The organism is Vibrio profundi (assembly GCF_043642225.1).
GTDB lineage: Bacteria > Pseudomonadota > Gammaproteobacteria > Enterobacterales > Vibrionaceae > Vibrio > Vibrio profundi_A.
Map to the genome: position 1 here is coordinate 412,574 of NZ_JBHZSF010000001.1, position 15,609 is coordinate 428,182.

Genomic DNA, 15,609 nt, shown 5'->3' on the forward strand with positions numbered 1-15,609 from the left:
GTTACTCCGCTTCTTTTAGTGCTTTCACTTGTTCAACAAGATCATCGTATTCATCTCTAAACCCAGAACTGTGTAAACAAGATTCCTTACTGCCATATCCTGAACGATTCGTCACAAACACGCGCAGTTCATAACTTTTAATTCGATAAAAACTCGCAAAAAATGCAAGTGGGAACGCAAACAAAATAAGAAAAGGGTGCAAGATGAATATCAGTGCACTAACAAAGCCAGCCACCGCACTCGCACGCTTAATTTTGGCCGGCTTATCATTTTCTTTGACGTACATATATTCGATGTCATCAACATGGATCGGCAGCGGCTTACCCACGCTATACACCTGATTGCCTTCCAATTTGACGCTTCCGTACTTCATGAGCTTTCCCTTAACGTTCCAAAAACGACGCTCGCATAGTGGATCTGATGCCGCTTTTTACATCGATGCTTTTTCTTACAGAGATACGGCTTCGATTTTATTGCCGTCTAAGTCCAGTACAAATGCTGCGTAATATCCATCCGCATACTCCGGCCTTAAACCGGGCTTACCGGCACATTGCCCACCAGACTCAAGTGCCACTCGGTAGAATTCATCGACCATGTCAGGGGAAGCCGCATTAAACGCAACATGAGTGCCATTCCCGACAGAAGCACCACCTTCACAAGGGCAACCAATCCAAAACTCAAATTGTTCCCCGTAAGCTGCGGCAGCCCCTTCGATAAAGTGAGCTCTCTTAACCCCAAGCGTGCCTAACACCGCATCATAAAACCCCACGGCAGCATCGACGTCTGTCGCACCTATTGAAATATGGTTTAAAATCATTGAACGCTCCGATAATTACCTAGCCTTTAAAAGGCTCACATAAACAACGACTGCTCCACAACCTACCACCTTTTATAAAACTTATTGCTTAAAAATTTATGATATGTCGATACAGTCAACGAAGTTTTTAATAACAATAAAAAAGCTCACCAACAAGGTGAGCTTTCATCAGGTTTGCGGTCATTCTAAAAATCGAGATTTCAATGTTTCAGAAGGGTACAAACAGTATTCTCGCTTACCAAAAAAACGATAGCGATACTTAGCCACCAGTCTATACATTGAATTTCGAACTGGCTTAGGCAGCACGCTAAAGTGACGAAGCAAAGGCCACGCACCCGCTAAATTCTTAGAGATTTCCAACACAGCATCACTTTCAGTAAAACACTGCGCTCCTTGGATGAGTATCACCGTATCCGTAGCTTCATCGAGCAAGCCGTGCTGTTGTAACAAGCGTTGCCCTGTTTCTGATTGTTGAGTGCAAAAAGAAAAATTCGCGTGAGGGTCACGCTCAATAATAAAACGTACGGCGCCGTGACATAGGTTGCAGACCCCATCAAAGATAACGATATTATTGGCGGCCATTCTCGAAGTTACCTCATAGAAGCCGTGCTCAAATCAAGCGACATAAATTGGCTATGGGGATCAAGCTCGTAATCTGAAAACGGGCCACAATATTCAAACCCATGTTTTTCATACAGATCTCGTGCGGGTTTAAAAAACGCCATAGACCCTGTTTCTAGGCTCAATTTTTGATAATTTCGGTCTTTTGCAACTTGTAATATATGCGTCAATAATTGACTGCCTACCCCACGGTTTCTTGCTTGTTCCGCAGTGCGCATCGATTTAATTTCACCATGTATTGGATCTAACTCTTTGATAGCAACGCACCCTAATACTTCATCATTTTCAGAGGCACTCCAAAAAGTAATGGAGTGATGCTTCAATGCCTCAACATCAAGAGCATGAACACTCTCAGCAGGAGAGGTGGCATACATGTCTGCAAGGTGTTCTTCCAACAAACAAATCACACCATTTCCGTCTAAATTATCTACCCTGATTTCCATGCTTTGCTCTCCCTAGCAAGATTGTTAGTCGCCTAAAACGCTATCGACCATAACGGTACCGTAATCAATGAGTATTGTTGTACCACAAGTGATTCATCGCTGTCAGCCAAGCTGAGATACGGCACCGTAGCGCACGGGAACTCTCGCCATCCCACTAAATTTCACCTTGAGAGCTCCCCAAAAGGTACGAATGCCATTATTCGCTTGGTCTGATACGAAAAGCTTGCGACAATACAGCTCGTATATTCAAACACCATGGTTAATTATGAAACTTCTAGTTCGCAACCTAACGCGCTCAACCACAGAGCAAGAAATCCGAGTACTATTTTCAGAGCAAGGCTCAGTGACTGAGTGTAACTTGGTCTTAGATCAAGAAACGGGTTATTCAAAAGGGTTTGCGTTTGTCGAAATGCCAAACGAAGATGAAGCAAAGTCAGCACTGAATGCGTTGAATTTGACGAAATTTGGTAAGAATACGATTCGCGTAAAGATCGCTAATTCTTAATTGAGTGATAGCCAGCAATTTACAGGTTCGACAAGAAACCTTAGATTGCTGGCTGAATCCATAATAGAAAGTTACGCCTTTCTAGGCTATTTTAGCCGCCTTTCCCACTTCCCTTGATCATCTCGATCGCAGTTCTCTTGGCTATCGAAAAACAAATGCTTTTCTACCTTCTTTAATTGAATGCCGACTTGCAACAAGCGTTGAGCCATCAATTGCGCGAAGGCTTTGCTATCTTGGCTATCCGTAAAATTGACCAACTGCTGATTGGTTTCAAACACGCACACAACTTTTAAGCTCTGCGGAAAATTCGAGAAGTTGACAATATGTGTCACCCACAGAAATCCATCAAAGGATTTAAGCGTACTTTCACAAAGTTCAGTTAGGGTATCTCGTAATTGCTTGTCTATTTTTTTATCGGTTTTTCGCATAACAGTTTGTGTTCACTTTTCATAAGAGATCATCAAGATTTTCAAATTTGTCCATGGCTAATCGAGCTTCAACCATGGAGCAACCGGACGCTTCCATTAATTGAGTTAACGTCATATTTGGTTGAGCAGAAAGTATCTGGACTAAGTCATCGAAAGACGTTTCTTCCGGCTCGATTGCAGGCAATCCTTTATCAATAGCTGTCTTTACCCACTGATCGGGCTCTTTCAACGTCAATCCAAAAGCAGTGAGCAATTCTTCCGTTCCAGAAAGCGACCAATGACGAGAGCGGCGAATGCGTTTTAACTGCAAACCTGAAGCCATCGCCAAGCTGACAAATTGTTCTTTGTTCGCAATCCGATGAACAAAGCTATTGAGCTGAATAGAAATCATAGCAACAGACACAAGATGAAGGACCAAAGAGAGTATGCCACCCTCTTTTTCAAATTCAATCCATCACTAATTCCAAAGCCCTGACAGAAAGCTAATCAGACACATCCCAAGACATGATAGTCGTGTCCATATTGTGATGCTTCGCTTGATGCAAACAGACAAACCCCGCTTTTTGGTAGAGTGCGATATTGTGCGATTCACACTGTAAATACAGCGTGGGGATTGCCAATTTCCGCGCATGTCGCTTCGCATACTCGATCAATACATTCGCAATCCCTTGCCCACGGTGAGCGCTGTCGACATATACTCCGCCAAGCCAGTGTTCATATTCTGGGTAATTGGCGTTTTCGCGAAACTTTAAATCAGCCGCACCTACCAATTGTCCCTTACTGTGAACAACAAACGCCAACGGAATATCCGTCCGGCTAGTCGATCGCGCTAGCACTTTTTCCTCGACATCCTCTAGCGTCGCGTTCGGAACTAAGCTCGCCCACTCATCAAAGTACCATTTAGCGATTTGTTTATAACTTTCTGGAAAGTCCGCCAGTAATGAGACCTGCATATACACCTCCAAACAGCGTAAATCCACCTACATCTGAGCAGAAAAATACGCGAAAATTTCTTCTTCGGTCATTACTTTAGTCTCACCGCTAAAACAGTAATGACTTGGCTTTTTGTCGATGAAATATTGCATCGTCATTTCTACGTTATCAAGTTCAGTAAACAGCCCTAAGGGCATGTTATAGCTATTGGTTGCTTTCAATCGATAATACAAATGCGTTCCGCAGTTGGAGCAAAAACCTCGCTTTGCCCAATCTGAAGAATCAAACTCTTTAATAAATTGAGCCCCTTCAAAAGACACGTCAGTACCACATTGGACGGCCATGAGAGGGCTTCCTCCCCATGTGCGACACATTTGGCAATGGCACACCGTATAGCTCGGATTAATGGTATTCGCCGTCGCGGTAACGCTGCCGCATAAGCATTTGGCCGAAGCTTGAACTGATTCTAATGTCATGAGTATTTCCTTTTCTTATTGAATAACAGTACGATACCACTGCCCCCTGACAAACGATGTCAGTAGTGCCACTTCACTTGGTTAAAATAATGAAGCAAAACACCCTAAGCATATCGACTACGGTATGTCAGGGAATCCTCTAGGGTGTATTCCCCCGCAAGTTCACTCTGGATAAGCGCCTGTTCAAGCTGTTCTACCGGCTTTCCATAAACAAATACCCTCAATGTCTGTTGCGTTGCCAGCTCTACGACATCAAGCTCAATACGCCGGTAGCCATCCGATTCTTCTATTCGCTCCAAGGCGTCCATATCCGCTAACGCCTGTTTAGAAACTTGAAAGACTTGTCCTTTTACTGAAAATCCACGGCCTTCATCAAGCACTAACCATGGAGAATGCCTTTCTCCGACAAGATATAGGGGATATTGCTTAACCGTCGCGAATTCACCGGGAAGTCTGATCCCATTGTTAACGGAATAATTAGGAAACCCTTCTTTCAGCGTGCCAAATACAAAGATATTAACGGTAGTCACATCGTTCATCCTTTAATCGTTAGTGAGAATCTCTGTAGTGACTTCCGTTTTCACTGAATTCGCGATAAAACAGTTTTCATGAGAAATATGATGAAGCTTTTCTAGCTGCGCATAGGTCGGCTGTCGCTCCCCCGAAAACACTATCTTCGGCCTTAGCGTCACACGGGTCACTGACGTTTTTCCATCTGAGTCTTCCTCTAGCACTCCCACGGCTTCGTCGACATATTCTTCAATTATGTACTTTCGCTTCGCTGCAATAGAAAGAAACACCAACATGTGACAACTCGATAACGCAGCAATGAATGCCTCTTCCGGGTCGACGTTCGCTTCAATAGAAAGAGGTAATGGCACAACATGAGGCGATGACGACGCAGGCACAGTCACGCCACCGTCAAACTCCCATGAATGACCTCGGCTGTATTGATTATCACTAAAAATTTCATCTTCCGCTTTATTCCAACGAACGATTGCACTGTATTCCGACATAGTTGAGTCCTTTCTTTCGGCGCTAATGCCATAAGTATTGATTCAGTTAAAATCTACTGAGTTCTATCTGATGGGTGATTCACTCCATCATTCGTCACCACATTTTCAATATCAAATGGGTTTACTCCCTCTAAACAGCCAATGTTGAATCCATATTCGTGAGGGTTTGAACGGCGTTGATGGTGCGTATAAATGCCACACTCTGAGCAAAAATAGTGTTTCGCCGTTCCTGTATTGAATTGATATAGCTTGAGGTACTCTTGGCCTTTGAGGATTTTGATCCCATCTAGGGTCACTGAACCGACTATCGCCCCTTTTCGGCGACAAATAGAACAGTCGCAACGACGAGGGTTTTCGATACCATTAGGCAGAGATAACTCGAGTTCCACCGCACCACAATGGCATGTGGCTTTATGATGAGGTTGTATGATTGCGCTTCCAACTTGTTTCATATTCACTTCCAATCTATGACCGATGAATTATTCATCATATCGTATTTGATTGTTTGAACTAAGTCGATGCGCTGTTCAGCAAACTAGGCAACAGTTACTTTCTAATCTATCATTAGACATTGTTGAAAATAATAGGTTTCTTGTTTTATCTCTCGTGAGTAAACAAGGGCTACATGGATGTTAGATGCACTTTTTTAAACCACTTTGTCGATCATTACTTTGCTTGTCATCTCTACTGCCATTTGCCATTTACGCAACAACCAGCCCCGCTAATGAAGCCGTTGATTTGCTTATCATGGAACAAATTCCGTATGGATTTCAAACCCCAGATAATCGAGATACAGGTGTCCTTTTCGACATTGCATTAAAACTGCACCAGCTGAGTGAAAGAGCAGATAACCTTAATACCAATACACCGACCATCATTCCAACAAAACGCATTATCACTCTACTCAACCAAGCCAGGCCAACCTGTACCATTGTCGCTGACACCCCTATAATTTCAAACCACTATGACATGATTGAGCCAATAGGTTTTAAGTTGGCAGCCGGAATTTTACCCGCCGCTGGCGTCTCTGTAACCAGTTACGAAAGCCTGACGGGTAAGAGTATTGCCGTACCGTTAGGGATTATGTTTGACAACCGCTTTCATGAAGACCAAAGCTTAAATAAAGTGTCTGTCCCTCAATATCTCAATGGTGTAAAAATGATTGCGGCAGGTCGTGTAGACAGTGTGGCGGGTGCAATCTCATCTTTAAAATACGCGGCCAAAATGCAAAATATTTCAGCCGACAATTTTGGCACCCCTTACATTTTTCATGAGGTAGAGGTGTACTTTGTGTGTAATAGCCAGCTCCCAGATACCCAGCGTGCTAAGTTCAAACAGCTTATTATTGATATGAAAAATGACGGCACTATTCCACAGATTTTAGATCACTATTTCAATTTGTCATCGCTTATTCGTCGCCCACAGTTTGCTTTGCAGTCCTAAGCTTTAACAACAGGAAGCGCTAAAAGGCCATTTGCCACTTAAAATACATCTCTTCTTCTGCTGAATTGACCCCAACTCGCACCCTATGGTTGTCAATCTGCTTACCTACGAAGCTATCTACTGAATAGTGGTCATAGTCGTTTTCCCCCACCGTATAAAACGGATCAACGCCCAAGTGGAATCCACTGCCAATATCAATTCGGGTATACATGCCCACAGTGCCCGTCGCAATCGTACTGTCAGTATTCTGATTGTTGTTCACCCCTAACATAGCCAGCGGATAAATTTTAATTTTCTCGTGCAATTGAAACGTGTGGATATAGCCGACGCTGCCAGATTGGGTGTCTAACTCATGGTCAAAATAGCCTTCAGCATACAAGCCTCTGCCTTCACGCATCCATGCATATCGTGTACTTAACGCATCGGCACCTTGTTTTGTTTCGATGGAAAGAAGGTGTTCCCCCCAAGCAAACCCCGCACTGAGATCGACCTCCCCAGAAGAAGTAAAGCTTGTCCCCACTGACGAGTACACTGCGGTAGGATCGCTCATATCAACCTTGTCTGCAGCCAGAGTAGGAGCCGATAAAAGTAACGCGAATGGTAGTAGTTTTTTCATTTTAATTTCTAGCCTAAAGAATGAATACGGCTAGAGTCCCATAGCTACTTGGTCATTTCTGATGAGCGCCAAGCTCATTATTGAGCTTTTACTCGCTTAAGCAATTTACACTGTGAATTCAGCAGCATTCATTTGATTAACAATAATTAATGTAAGCACAAGCTCACCTTAATCCTCCCCCTTGTACTCTTTGGCAATAATCAAAAAACACAGAGGACTTAAGGTGAACATACTCGGATATCTTCAAAAAATCGGTAAGGCATTAATGGTGCCAATTGCCGTGCTACCGGCCGGTGGCTTAATGCTTGGATTAGGCTACGCCATTGACCCAGTGGGTTGGGGAGCCAACAGTGCGCTTGCAACCGTCTTAGTTTATGGCGGCAAAGGCATCATGGATAACCAAGCTTGGCTATTCGCCGTTGGTGTGGCTTATGGCTTAGCGAAAGATAATAACGGCGCTGCTGCGCTTTCAGGTTTACTCGGGCTTTTAATTATCGAGATGATTGTGGGTAACACCGCGGTAATTTCACAGATCACAGGAGTGCCCGTTGACCAAATGAGCACCTCGGAAGTGATCGCTTCGCAAGCATCTGTGAGTGCCTTCACCGGTATAATGATAGGTATCGTAGCAGCAACACTTTACAATCGCTTCCACACTATCAAACTGCCTGCGGTATTAGGCTTCTTTGGCGGTAAGCGTTTTGTTCCTATCGTGACATCGCTAGCCGCAATAAGTATCAGCTTGGTCATGGTATACGTTTGGCCAGTGGTTTACGGTTCACTGGTTAACTTTGGTATCGCCATTTCAGAAATGGGCGCGACTGGCGCAGGTCTCTACGGATTCTTTAACCGTCTATTAATTCCTGTTGGCCTACACCACGCTTTAAACCAAGTTTTCATTTTCGATTTAGTAGGCATCAACGACATTTCTAAGTTCTGGTCTGGGACTGGTGAGTTAGGTGTGACAGGCATTTACCAAGGCGGTTTCTTCCCAGTGATGGGTTACGGCTTACCTGCTGCATGTTTGGCGATGTACCACTGTGCAAAACCAGAAAATAAAAAGAAAGTAGGCGGCATCTTAGGGGCTTCTGCTTTCACCGCAATCCTAACCGGTGTTACAGAACCGATTGAATTTGCCTTCATGTTCGTCGCGCCAGTGCTTTACGTGATTCACGCGCTATTAGCGGCATTCTCACTGTATATTGCCGCAAGCATGCAGTGGATCGCTGGCTTTACATTCAGTGGCGGTCTGATTGACTTTGTTCTTTCATACAACTTACCGCTTGCGGTGAAGCCATACATGCTCATTCTACAAGGCTTATGTTTTGCTTCGATTTACTACTTCGTTTTCCGATTCGCCATTTTGAAATTTGATCTCAAAACACCGGGTCGTGAAGACATCGAAGAAGCAGAAGTTGTTCAAGTCGGTACCAACGAGAAAGCAGCGCAATACCTTAAAGCACTTGGCGGACACAGCAACTTAACCAGCATCGATTCTTGTATCACTCGTTTACGTTTGACGTTGAAAGATGCCTCAATTGCCGATGAAGCGACTCTGAAAGCGATAGGAGCGATGGGTGTTGTGAAAATTGGTGCGAATAACCTACAAGTCATCATTGGTACGGAAGCAGAAGAGATTGCTCATGCAATGAAACAAATTCCAGAAAGCCAAGACTTAACTCAGGTTACTGCTCCTAGCTAAACCGCTATCAATCACCACAAATACCGAACTGAAACTCAAAGGGTCAAAGCAATGCTTTGACCCTTTCTTTTTACTCCGCGCCAAGTTTGGGCTGATGAACATCAATCACGTTAACCTTTAGGCACCCGCAATCAATACCAACACACACACCGTCCCAAATAATACCCAAGATAAATGCTTCCCTTTAGAACCGAGCAATGCCACCAAAAAATGTACGCCAAACGTCACCGCTATCACTTGCGAGACGAGCGCTTTATTCAGTTCAGGCTGCGCCAATAAAACGACGATGCCTGCAAACCCTAGCCAAGCCACGGAAGTGACGTGCCAAGCAAAACGCAGGGTACGCTTCGTAAAATCATCACTGCCCAGTAGTTTTGGTAAGTTGTCTCGCCTAAAAAGCCGAGAGAGGATATATCGCTCACCAAGATAGGAATGCGCAAAGGATACAATCACCAACAGAATGGCGGATAAGTACAACATGAATTCCATTTCAACTCCTTTAGTGTAAACGTGCTTACCAGTCCTAAAGCACTACTGCTCGAAGTACACTCTCGCCCTCAAGCCTGGGAAGTTATCCCTTAAAATCAGATGTGCATTATGACGACTTACCACAGCATCAACCAATGACAAGCCCAACCCATTACCATGCTCAGTTCGGCTTTTGTCTGCTCTAAACATCGGTCGACATACATTCATTTTGTCGTCATCAGAGATGCCAATTCCAGAATCTGCGATCACCACTCCAAAGTGATCTATCACGACCTCTATATTCCCTTGCTGAGGCGTATATTTCACTGCGTTTTCAATCAAGTTAAATACCGCTCTAAACAAGAGCGAGCGATCTCCCATCACCACACACGGGTGATCTTGTCGATAAACCAACGTTTGCTGCTTAAGTTCGGCAAGTGGTGCAATAAATTCTATCGCGTCTTGTGCAATTTTACCTAAATCGACTTGCTCTGTTTCAATAGGCATTTGCCCACTGTTGAGCTTGGCGATCTCTAACATGCTATTGAAGAGTGAAAGAATAAGTTCCAACTCATCGTGACATGCTGAGAATTGGTCGACTTGGCTGTCTGTCAGATCCGGTTGAGAAAGCACTTCTTCCAATCGAAGTTTTAAGCGCGCCATTGGAGTACGCATATCATGCGCCATTCCGACGGTTAATGACTTTAATGTCGATTCATTTTTGGTCATCTGCTCAATCATAAAATTAAGGTGAATGGCCAATATATCGAATTCGTCGTCTTGTTGAGAGACTGCTATTTTAACGTTTCGCTCACCACACAACACTCGGTTCATGGCGCGATTGACCCGCTCCAAACGTTTCAGTATTAGAATGGTAAAAAACAATGCCGCCACCAGCATCACAGCAACAGGGAGAATAATACCGGAGAACACAATTGGGATTAGGGACTGCCGAAATGCTTCAACCACTTCAGAGTTGACACCAATTTCTAGATTATGGCTGTCGCCTACCGGGATCAGCGTCTTGCTATTGGCTAGCGAACTAATGGGATAATACTGGCCGCTAAAATTCGGCTCTACGGTTTCACTTAGGTTGTAGTAAAACGACGTATCAGATGCACGTTTCGCCGCTAGCAACTTTTCGACTTCTTCTTTGCTCTGTTTTGCGACAAAGCGAAACTCAGAAATCTCGTCACTTAATTGTTTGGCGATCTGCTCTCGGTGAAAAGCATCGGAATCAATGTAAACTTGGCGGATTACGATGACGTTAATCACCGTAATAAACAAAAACAGACCAACTAAGGTTTTGAATACTGAAGAACGAGTTAACGCATAATCATCGACGAAGGACATAACCTGCCCCTCTCACGGTATGCAGTAAATCAGAACAACCCGCGTCTTCTAACTTACGACGCAAATTTGCTACATGCACATCAATCACATTGGTTTTCGGGTCAAAGTGATAGCTCCAAATCGCCTCAAACAAGCGCATTCTTGAAACCACTTGCTCACTGTGTTCTATAAAGTACTGCATCAATTGGAACTCTTTCGGCTGTAATGCCAGTTCTTGGTTTTTGCACGTTAACCGATGCGCCCTCAAATCCAACTCTAAACAGTCATACACGAGCGTGTTACTGCTAATAACTTGCCGCTGTGTGCGATTAATAATGATATCAACACGCGCTATCAGTTCAGCCAGAGCGAAAGGCTTGATCAGATAATCGTCACTCCCAGCTTGCAAACCATCAACCCGATCTTCAACGCTATCCATCGCACTTAAAATGAGCACTGGCAAGTTTTCTTCCGTTGCTTTAATCGCGGAAAGCACCTTCATGCCATCAAGGTAAGGCAGCATTCGATCTAGGATAACCAATTGATATTCTGAGCTAAGCGCCATCATCAGCCCTTTCTTTCCGTCCTCGGCTTGGTCGACGGCATAGCCGTGTTCTTGCAAGCCTTTCGCCACGAATTCTCGGGTGGTGATGTCATCTTCAATGATCAATATTTTCACAGGGGAGCCCTCTTTGTGTAAGGGAGAATTTTATCGTAAACACAAACTAAAACGAGAAAAAAAGAAAGGCTCGCGTGACTAATGCGAGCCTGATGCGGTTTAGGGGGTAAACCGCAAATTCAATAATAAGTAAGAGGTTAATGTTTAAAAACTGGAGCTATTATGCATTTGCTCTCATTGATGTTTCCTTTTTAAATAATTAACGATAATTAATCAATATTACTAAGTTAGAGTTACGTTAATTAAAACCATATTAGTATTAATGATATATGGGATAAATTAGACATTGGGTGCAGAAACAATCCCCTCATCTAGCCATCCATAACTCGTCGCCCTCTAAATCACTGGCTAACTATTGCTAAGGCAATTAACGTCTAATTTGCCAGTATCCTTGATGCTTTGTGGCCAAATGAGAATGGAGATAGCCCAATACTTCCGTGACCATAGGCGCCACCAACTTAGGAGGGTTAAATATCAGCAAACCACTGCCGATAAGTCGGTCATCATCTTTGGGGTCTCTTAGCCTCAACTCTGCTTGCAATGGCGCGGGAAGCTCCCCTTTCACTACCGCCTCTGAACTGCGCCCCAATATCAAATGACTTTTATCTTCCGTGTACAGTGGGTACCACACCAGCGCTGTTATATTCACTTGTTTTCTCCACGCAGCGATCAACGCGTCCACTACCGATAGGTACTCTGCGTCTGTTTCGTATGGCGGATCTATCACCACTAAGTTATGAGATTGGGAGTCAGAAATGGCATTAGGCAGTTGAAGCAAACCATCACCAGCAAAGATATTCAGCTTACTTTCAATATGTAGATCAGACCGGATTTGCTGGATATTAGTCGCAAGTAAGTCCGCTTCATCTTGCTGAATATCGGAGAAAACGAAACTGTCATTACGGCGCCCTTGCTCAAATCCGAGTACAGCTGAGCCTGGGTACAAAGTTAACGATTCTTCTGGATTGAACGCCGCTAAGCTTTCAATAAAAGGCGTAAAGCTCTGAGGTAATGATTGGCGCATCTTCCACAGATAACCAACGCCTTCTTTAAATTCACCCGCATGATTTTTGGGCGCGGTTGTGAGGTCATAACATCCCGTTCCGGCATGCGTATCAATAACGTTGAGGCTTGGGTGTTGTTGCACAAGAGTTTGTACAAGAGAGGCTAAAACAGGGTGCTTAAGTGCGTCACCATGGTCGCCAACATGACATTGGTGTCGATATTCCATTTTCTTATTTCCTAATCAATAAGCCTACTTTAACCATAATTCATCACTGCCAGGCTTACCTTATAAAGAAATCAATTTTTATGCACAACTGCACATATCCAACATTTTTAGCAAGATCGGCTCGAGGCAAAACCTCGAGCCGACTAACGCTGACCTTTCTATGGGTAGGATTCTTCCGACGTATCAATCGGCTTAACTTGGTAATGACACGGCTTCAAACCCAACACCTTCGGAAGCGTAATACCAACAGAGATAGACGACCACGTACCGCTCACAATGCCGACACATAAAGCGATCGCAAACCCCTGAAGCGCCGAGCCACCTAGCAACCATAACGCTGAGACTGTCATTAAAGTTGTCCCTGAAGTCACCATAGTACGAGAGAAAGTCGCCTGAATAGAGCGATTGATCAAGTTATCCGTTTGTCCATTTGGGTTTCCTCGCAGCATCTCTCGAACTCGGTCAGCAATAATTATCGAGTCATTCAATGAATAACCCAATATGGCCAGAACCGCGGCCAGCACTGTTAAGTTAAATTCCAATTGAGTGGCGGCAAACAGACCTAAAATCAAGGTAACGTCGTATACAAGGGCTGCTAGCGCACCGAGCGCTAATCGCCATTCGAAACGAACGCTCAAATACAGCATGATCAAAATAAAGCACACTAAAATGGCTAAACCACCTTGGTCAACCATGTCTTGCCCCACTTGAGGCCCCACAACACTACTATTAAGTACTTGCACCTGATCGCTGACTGTCGCCAGTGTATCCGCCAAGTTTGGCGCTGCTTGCTCTGATATGTGGTTATAGCGCAGGGTCCAGCGATCGCTTTCTCCCATCCCAATCACTTGAATATCTTGCCCATAAGCAAGATCAAGCGTTTGCTTCAGTTCATCTTTGCTGACTTGATCAGACAGTTGAACTTCAGCAACCACACCCCCGGTGAAGTCTAACCCCCAATTAAAGCCTTTCATTGCCACTAAGGCTACCGAACTCATGAACAGCACCAATGACAGGCTGCACATTACCATTCGTAATTTGGTCATTACTGTATCTGTTATTTTCATGGCTTAAATCCTTACGTCGCGGCGCTGATCACGCCCCCAAAATAAATTGATGATGGCGCGTGAAGCGAAAATGCCAGTAAACATACTGGTCAGTAGACCTAGCCCAAGTGTCAACGCAAAGCCTTGAATCGGTCCGTTACCAATCGCGTACAATGCAATGGCAACAATCATTGTGGTGAAGTTAGCATCGAAAATTGACGAAAACGCACTATTAAAGCCAAGGTCGATAGAGCTTGCGAATGTTCGACCTTCTTTCATCTTGTCACGGATTCGTTCAAAAATGAGGACGTTAGTATCAACCGCCATACCAACCGTTAACACCAAGCCCGCAATACCAGGCAAGGTCAACACAGCCCCAGGCAGTAACGCGATTAAGCCAAATAATGTCGTCATATTGATAATTAGTGCGAAATTCGCAACCCAGCCTAAACGACGATACCAAAGCGCGATGAACGTCAGCGTTAACCCCAAGCCTAACGCTAATGCAGCAAAGCCATTTGTCACATTCTCAGCCCCTAAAGATGGGCCAATCGTACGCTCTTCAATAATGGTCACAGGCGCGGTGAGCGATCCTGCACGCAAGAGTAACGCCAGTTCATGGGCTTCCTGCATGGTGCCCACTCCCGTAATTCGGAAACGGCTTCCTAACTGAGATTGAATATTCGCGACACTGATGACCTCGCTGGTTTGTTCACTGTTTCCTTTGTGGTCGCGGCTGTATTCGCTGTACACCGTCGCCATTGGCTTTCCGATATTATGACGAGAGAACCGAGACATTTTTCGGCCACCTGCTGAATCTAATGTGATATTGACTTCAGCACTGCCCATTTCCCCAATTCCGCTTCGCGCATCAATAATATGATCGCCGCCAAGCACGGCTTTTTTATCAACGACAATCGGGTTGCCTTGGGAATCTTGTATGGTTTGAGAACGGCGCGAAGGCGTGTCGTACACCGAATAGAAAGCCAGCGAGGCCGTCGCACCAATCACATCTTTCGCCGCTGCTGGGTCTTGGACACCCGGTAGTTCGATTCGAATTCGGCTTTCACCTTGACGCTGTATGGAAGCTTCTGTGATACCTAGCTCTTCAATACGGCTACGCATGATCTGCAAATTTTGTTGAACCGTTAAATTGCGTAAAGTCCGGCGCTCATCTTCCGATTGATTAAGAGTTAAGCGCTTGTCACTCGCGTGCACTTGCCACTGCGGGAAACGCTCGCGAATCATGGAATAAGCGGTTTGATAATCCTCTTCGGTTCTGAACATCAAATCGACATCATCGTTATCCACTTTCCCGCGAGCAAAGCGGACTTCTGCTGTCACCTCATCAATCACCGACTGTGCTTGAGCGTGATAAACAGGTGCCATATCAACTTCCAATAAAAATTGAACGCCTCCCCGTAGATCCAAGCCCAGTTGAATTGGCGAGAAGCCCATGTTGGTTAGCCATTTAGGCGCAGCAGGCTCCATGGCTAGTGCGACAGTAGTGCCATCTGACAATGCCTCATTTAGAACGGCTTTTGCCTCTGCTTGCTGCTGAGCATCTGCAAGAATAACGACTAAACGGTGATCTTTTTGATAGGCAGATTGCGCTTTAATATCATGAGTCTCTAGGTATTGAACCACCTGAGTAGCATCAACCTGTTGCGAAGAACGATTGGTGATGTGCAAAGAAGCGTTTTCACCAAACCATGACGGTAATGCACTTAAAATCATCACGATGATGGTGACGACGAGGACCACATACTTCCATTTTGAGTAGCGGTTAATAGGTTGTCTTATATTGCGTTTTTTCACAGTCAACTCTCTTAGCTTATTGACTAATCTCGAAC

General features: G+C 44.6%; 21 protein-coding genes. 3 read left to right on the top strand and 18 right to left on the bottom strand.

Annotation, left to right across the window (positions count from 1 at the left end):
- Position 1: 1 nt before the first annotated feature.
- The 4 genes from ACHUFI_RS01970 to ACHUFI_RS01985 form a co-directional block, all read right to left on the bottom strand.
- Complete coding sequence (locus ACHUFI_RS01970; protein ID WP_394246529.1) at positions 2-373, bottom strand: hypothetical protein; 372 nt, start codon at positions 371-373, stop codon at positions 2-4.
- 75 nt (positions 374-448) lie between these two features.
- A complete protein-coding gene (locus ACHUFI_RS01975; RefSeq protein WP_394246530.1) occupies positions 449-817 on the bottom strand; it encodes a VOC family protein in 369 nt (122 codons plus the stop codon).
- 180 nt (positions 818-997) lie between these two features.
- Positions 998-1,399, bottom strand: a complete 402-nt coding sequence (locus ACHUFI_RS01980; protein WP_394246532.1) for a thiol-disulfide oxidoreductase DCC family protein — start codon at positions 1,397-1,399, stop codon at positions 998-1,000.
- 8 nt (positions 1,400-1,407) lie between these two features.
- On the bottom strand, positions 1,408-1,881 hold the full coding sequence (locus ACHUFI_RS01985) for a GNAT family N-acetyltransferase (RefSeq protein ID WP_394246534.1): 474 nt from the start codon (positions 1,879-1,881) through the stop codon (positions 1,408-1,410).
- A gap of 265 nt (positions 1,882-2,146) precedes the next feature.
- Here ACHUFI_RS01985 and ACHUFI_RS01990 point away from each other — a divergent pair, with 265 nt between their 5' ends.
- Positions 2,147-2,386 carry an RNA recognition motif domain-containing protein gene (locus ACHUFI_RS01990; RefSeq protein WP_394246535.1) on the top strand — a complete coding sequence of 80 codons (240 nt, stop codon included), beginning with the start codon at positions 2,147-2,149 and terminating at the stop codon, positions 2,384-2,386.
- A gap of 86 nt (positions 2,387-2,472) precedes the next feature.
- Here ACHUFI_RS01990 and ACHUFI_RS01995 read toward each other — a convergent pair whose 3' ends face one another.
- The 7 genes from ACHUFI_RS01995 to ACHUFI_RS02025 all read right to left on the bottom strand — a co-directional run bounded on the left by ACHUFI_RS01995 (position 2,473) and on the right by ACHUFI_RS02025 (position 5,691).
- A complete protein-coding gene (locus ACHUFI_RS01995; RefSeq protein WP_394246536.1) occupies positions 2,473-2,814 on the bottom strand; it encodes a Fis family transcriptional regulator in 342 nt (113 codons plus the stop codon).
- A gap of 19 nt (positions 2,815-2,833) precedes the next feature.
- Positions 2,834-3,217 (bottom strand): ribosome recycling factor family protein, encoded by a 384-nt coding sequence (locus tag ACHUFI_RS02000; protein WP_394246537.1) that lies wholly within the window; start codon positions 3,215-3,217, stop codon positions 2,834-2,836.
- A 79-nt stretch (positions 3,218-3,296) separates the two neighbouring features.
- Complete coding sequence (locus ACHUFI_RS02005) at positions 3,297-3,767, bottom strand: GNAT family N-acetyltransferase (protein WP_394246539.1); 471 nt, start codon at positions 3,765-3,767, stop codon at positions 3,297-3,299.
- A gap of 27 nt (positions 3,768-3,794) precedes the next feature.
- On the bottom strand, positions 3,795-4,223 hold the full coding sequence (locus ACHUFI_RS02010) for a GFA family protein (RefSeq protein ID WP_394246540.1): 429 nt from the start codon (positions 4,221-4,223) through the stop codon (positions 3,795-3,797).
- A 104-nt stretch (positions 4,224-4,327) separates the two neighbouring features.
- Complete coding sequence (locus tag ACHUFI_RS02015; protein ID WP_394246542.1) at positions 4,328-4,753, bottom strand: gamma-glutamylcyclotransferase family protein; 426 nt, start codon at positions 4,751-4,753, stop codon at positions 4,328-4,330.
- A 12-nt stretch (positions 4,754-4,765) separates the two neighbouring features.
- Positions 4,766-5,239, bottom strand: coding sequence for an OsmC family protein (locus ACHUFI_RS02020; RefSeq protein WP_394246543.1), 474 nt, complete (start codon positions 5,237-5,239; stop codon positions 4,766-4,768).
- A 53-nt stretch (positions 5,240-5,292) separates the two neighbouring features.
- On the bottom strand, positions 5,293-5,691 hold the full coding sequence (locus ACHUFI_RS02025; RefSeq protein ID WP_394246544.1) for a GFA family protein: 399 nt from the start codon (positions 5,689-5,691) through the stop codon (positions 5,293-5,295).
- A 184-nt stretch (positions 5,692-5,875) separates the two neighbouring features.
- On the opposite strand from ACHUFI_RS02025, the gene ACHUFI_RS02030 reads away from it, so the two are divergent.
- A complete protein-coding gene (locus ACHUFI_RS02030; protein WP_394246546.1) occupies positions 5,876-6,682 on the top strand; it encodes a substrate-binding periplasmic protein in 807 nt (268 codons plus the stop codon).
- A 19-nt stretch (positions 6,683-6,701) separates the two neighbouring features.
- On the opposite strand, the gene ACHUFI_RS02035 is transcribed toward ACHUFI_RS02030, so the two are convergent.
- Entirely contained in the window at positions 6,702-7,298 is a 597-nt protein-coding gene (locus ACHUFI_RS02035; protein ID WP_394246548.1) for a hypothetical protein, read from the bottom strand.
- Between the two features lie 223 nt (positions 7,299-7,521).
- Here ACHUFI_RS02035 and nagE point away from each other — a divergent pair, with 223 nt between their 5' ends.
- Positions 7,522-9,000, top strand: a complete 1,479-nt coding sequence (gene nagE, locus ACHUFI_RS02040; protein WP_394246549.1) for an N-acetylglucosamine-specific PTS transporter subunit IIBC — start codon at positions 7,522-7,524, stop codon at positions 8,998-9,000.
- A gap of 117 nt (positions 9,001-9,117) precedes the next feature.
- On the opposite strand, the gene ACHUFI_RS02045 is transcribed toward nagE, so the two are convergent.
- The 6 genes from ACHUFI_RS02045 to secD form a co-directional block, all read right to left on the bottom strand.
- Complete coding sequence (locus tag ACHUFI_RS02045) at positions 9,118-9,489, bottom strand: hypothetical protein (protein ID WP_394246551.1); 372 nt, start codon at positions 9,487-9,489, stop codon at positions 9,118-9,120.
- 42 nt (positions 9,490-9,531) lie between these two features.
- A complete protein-coding gene (locus tag ACHUFI_RS02050) occupies positions 9,532-10,821 on the bottom strand; it encodes a sensor histidine kinase (protein WP_394246553.1) in 1,290 nt (429 codons plus the stop codon).
- Positions 10,805-11,479 (bottom strand): response regulator transcription factor, encoded by a 675-nt coding sequence (locus ACHUFI_RS02055; protein WP_394246554.1) that lies wholly within the window; start codon positions 11,477-11,479, stop codon positions 10,805-10,807. Before ACHUFI_RS02055 ends, ACHUFI_RS02050 begins: the two co-directional genes overlap by 17 nt.
- A 367-nt stretch (positions 11,480-11,846) precedes the next feature.
- Positions 11,847-12,710, bottom strand: coding sequence for a 23S rRNA (adenine(2030)-N(6))-methyltransferase RlmJ (gene rlmJ / locus ACHUFI_RS02060; RefSeq protein ID WP_394246555.1), 864 nt, complete (start codon positions 12,708-12,710; stop codon positions 11,847-11,849).
- A gap of 158 nt (positions 12,711-12,868) precedes the next feature.
- Positions 12,869-13,777, bottom strand: a complete 909-nt coding sequence (secF, locus tag ACHUFI_RS02065; RefSeq protein WP_394246556.1) for a protein translocase subunit SecF — start codon at positions 13,775-13,777, stop codon at positions 12,869-12,871.
- 3 nt (positions 13,778-13,780) lie between these two features.
- On the bottom strand, positions 13,781-15,580 hold the full coding sequence (gene secD, locus ACHUFI_RS02070; RefSeq protein ID WP_394246558.1) for a protein translocase subunit SecD: 1,800 nt from the start codon (positions 15,578-15,580) through the stop codon (positions 13,781-13,783).
- Between the last annotated feature and the right edge of the window lie 29 nt (positions 15,581-15,609).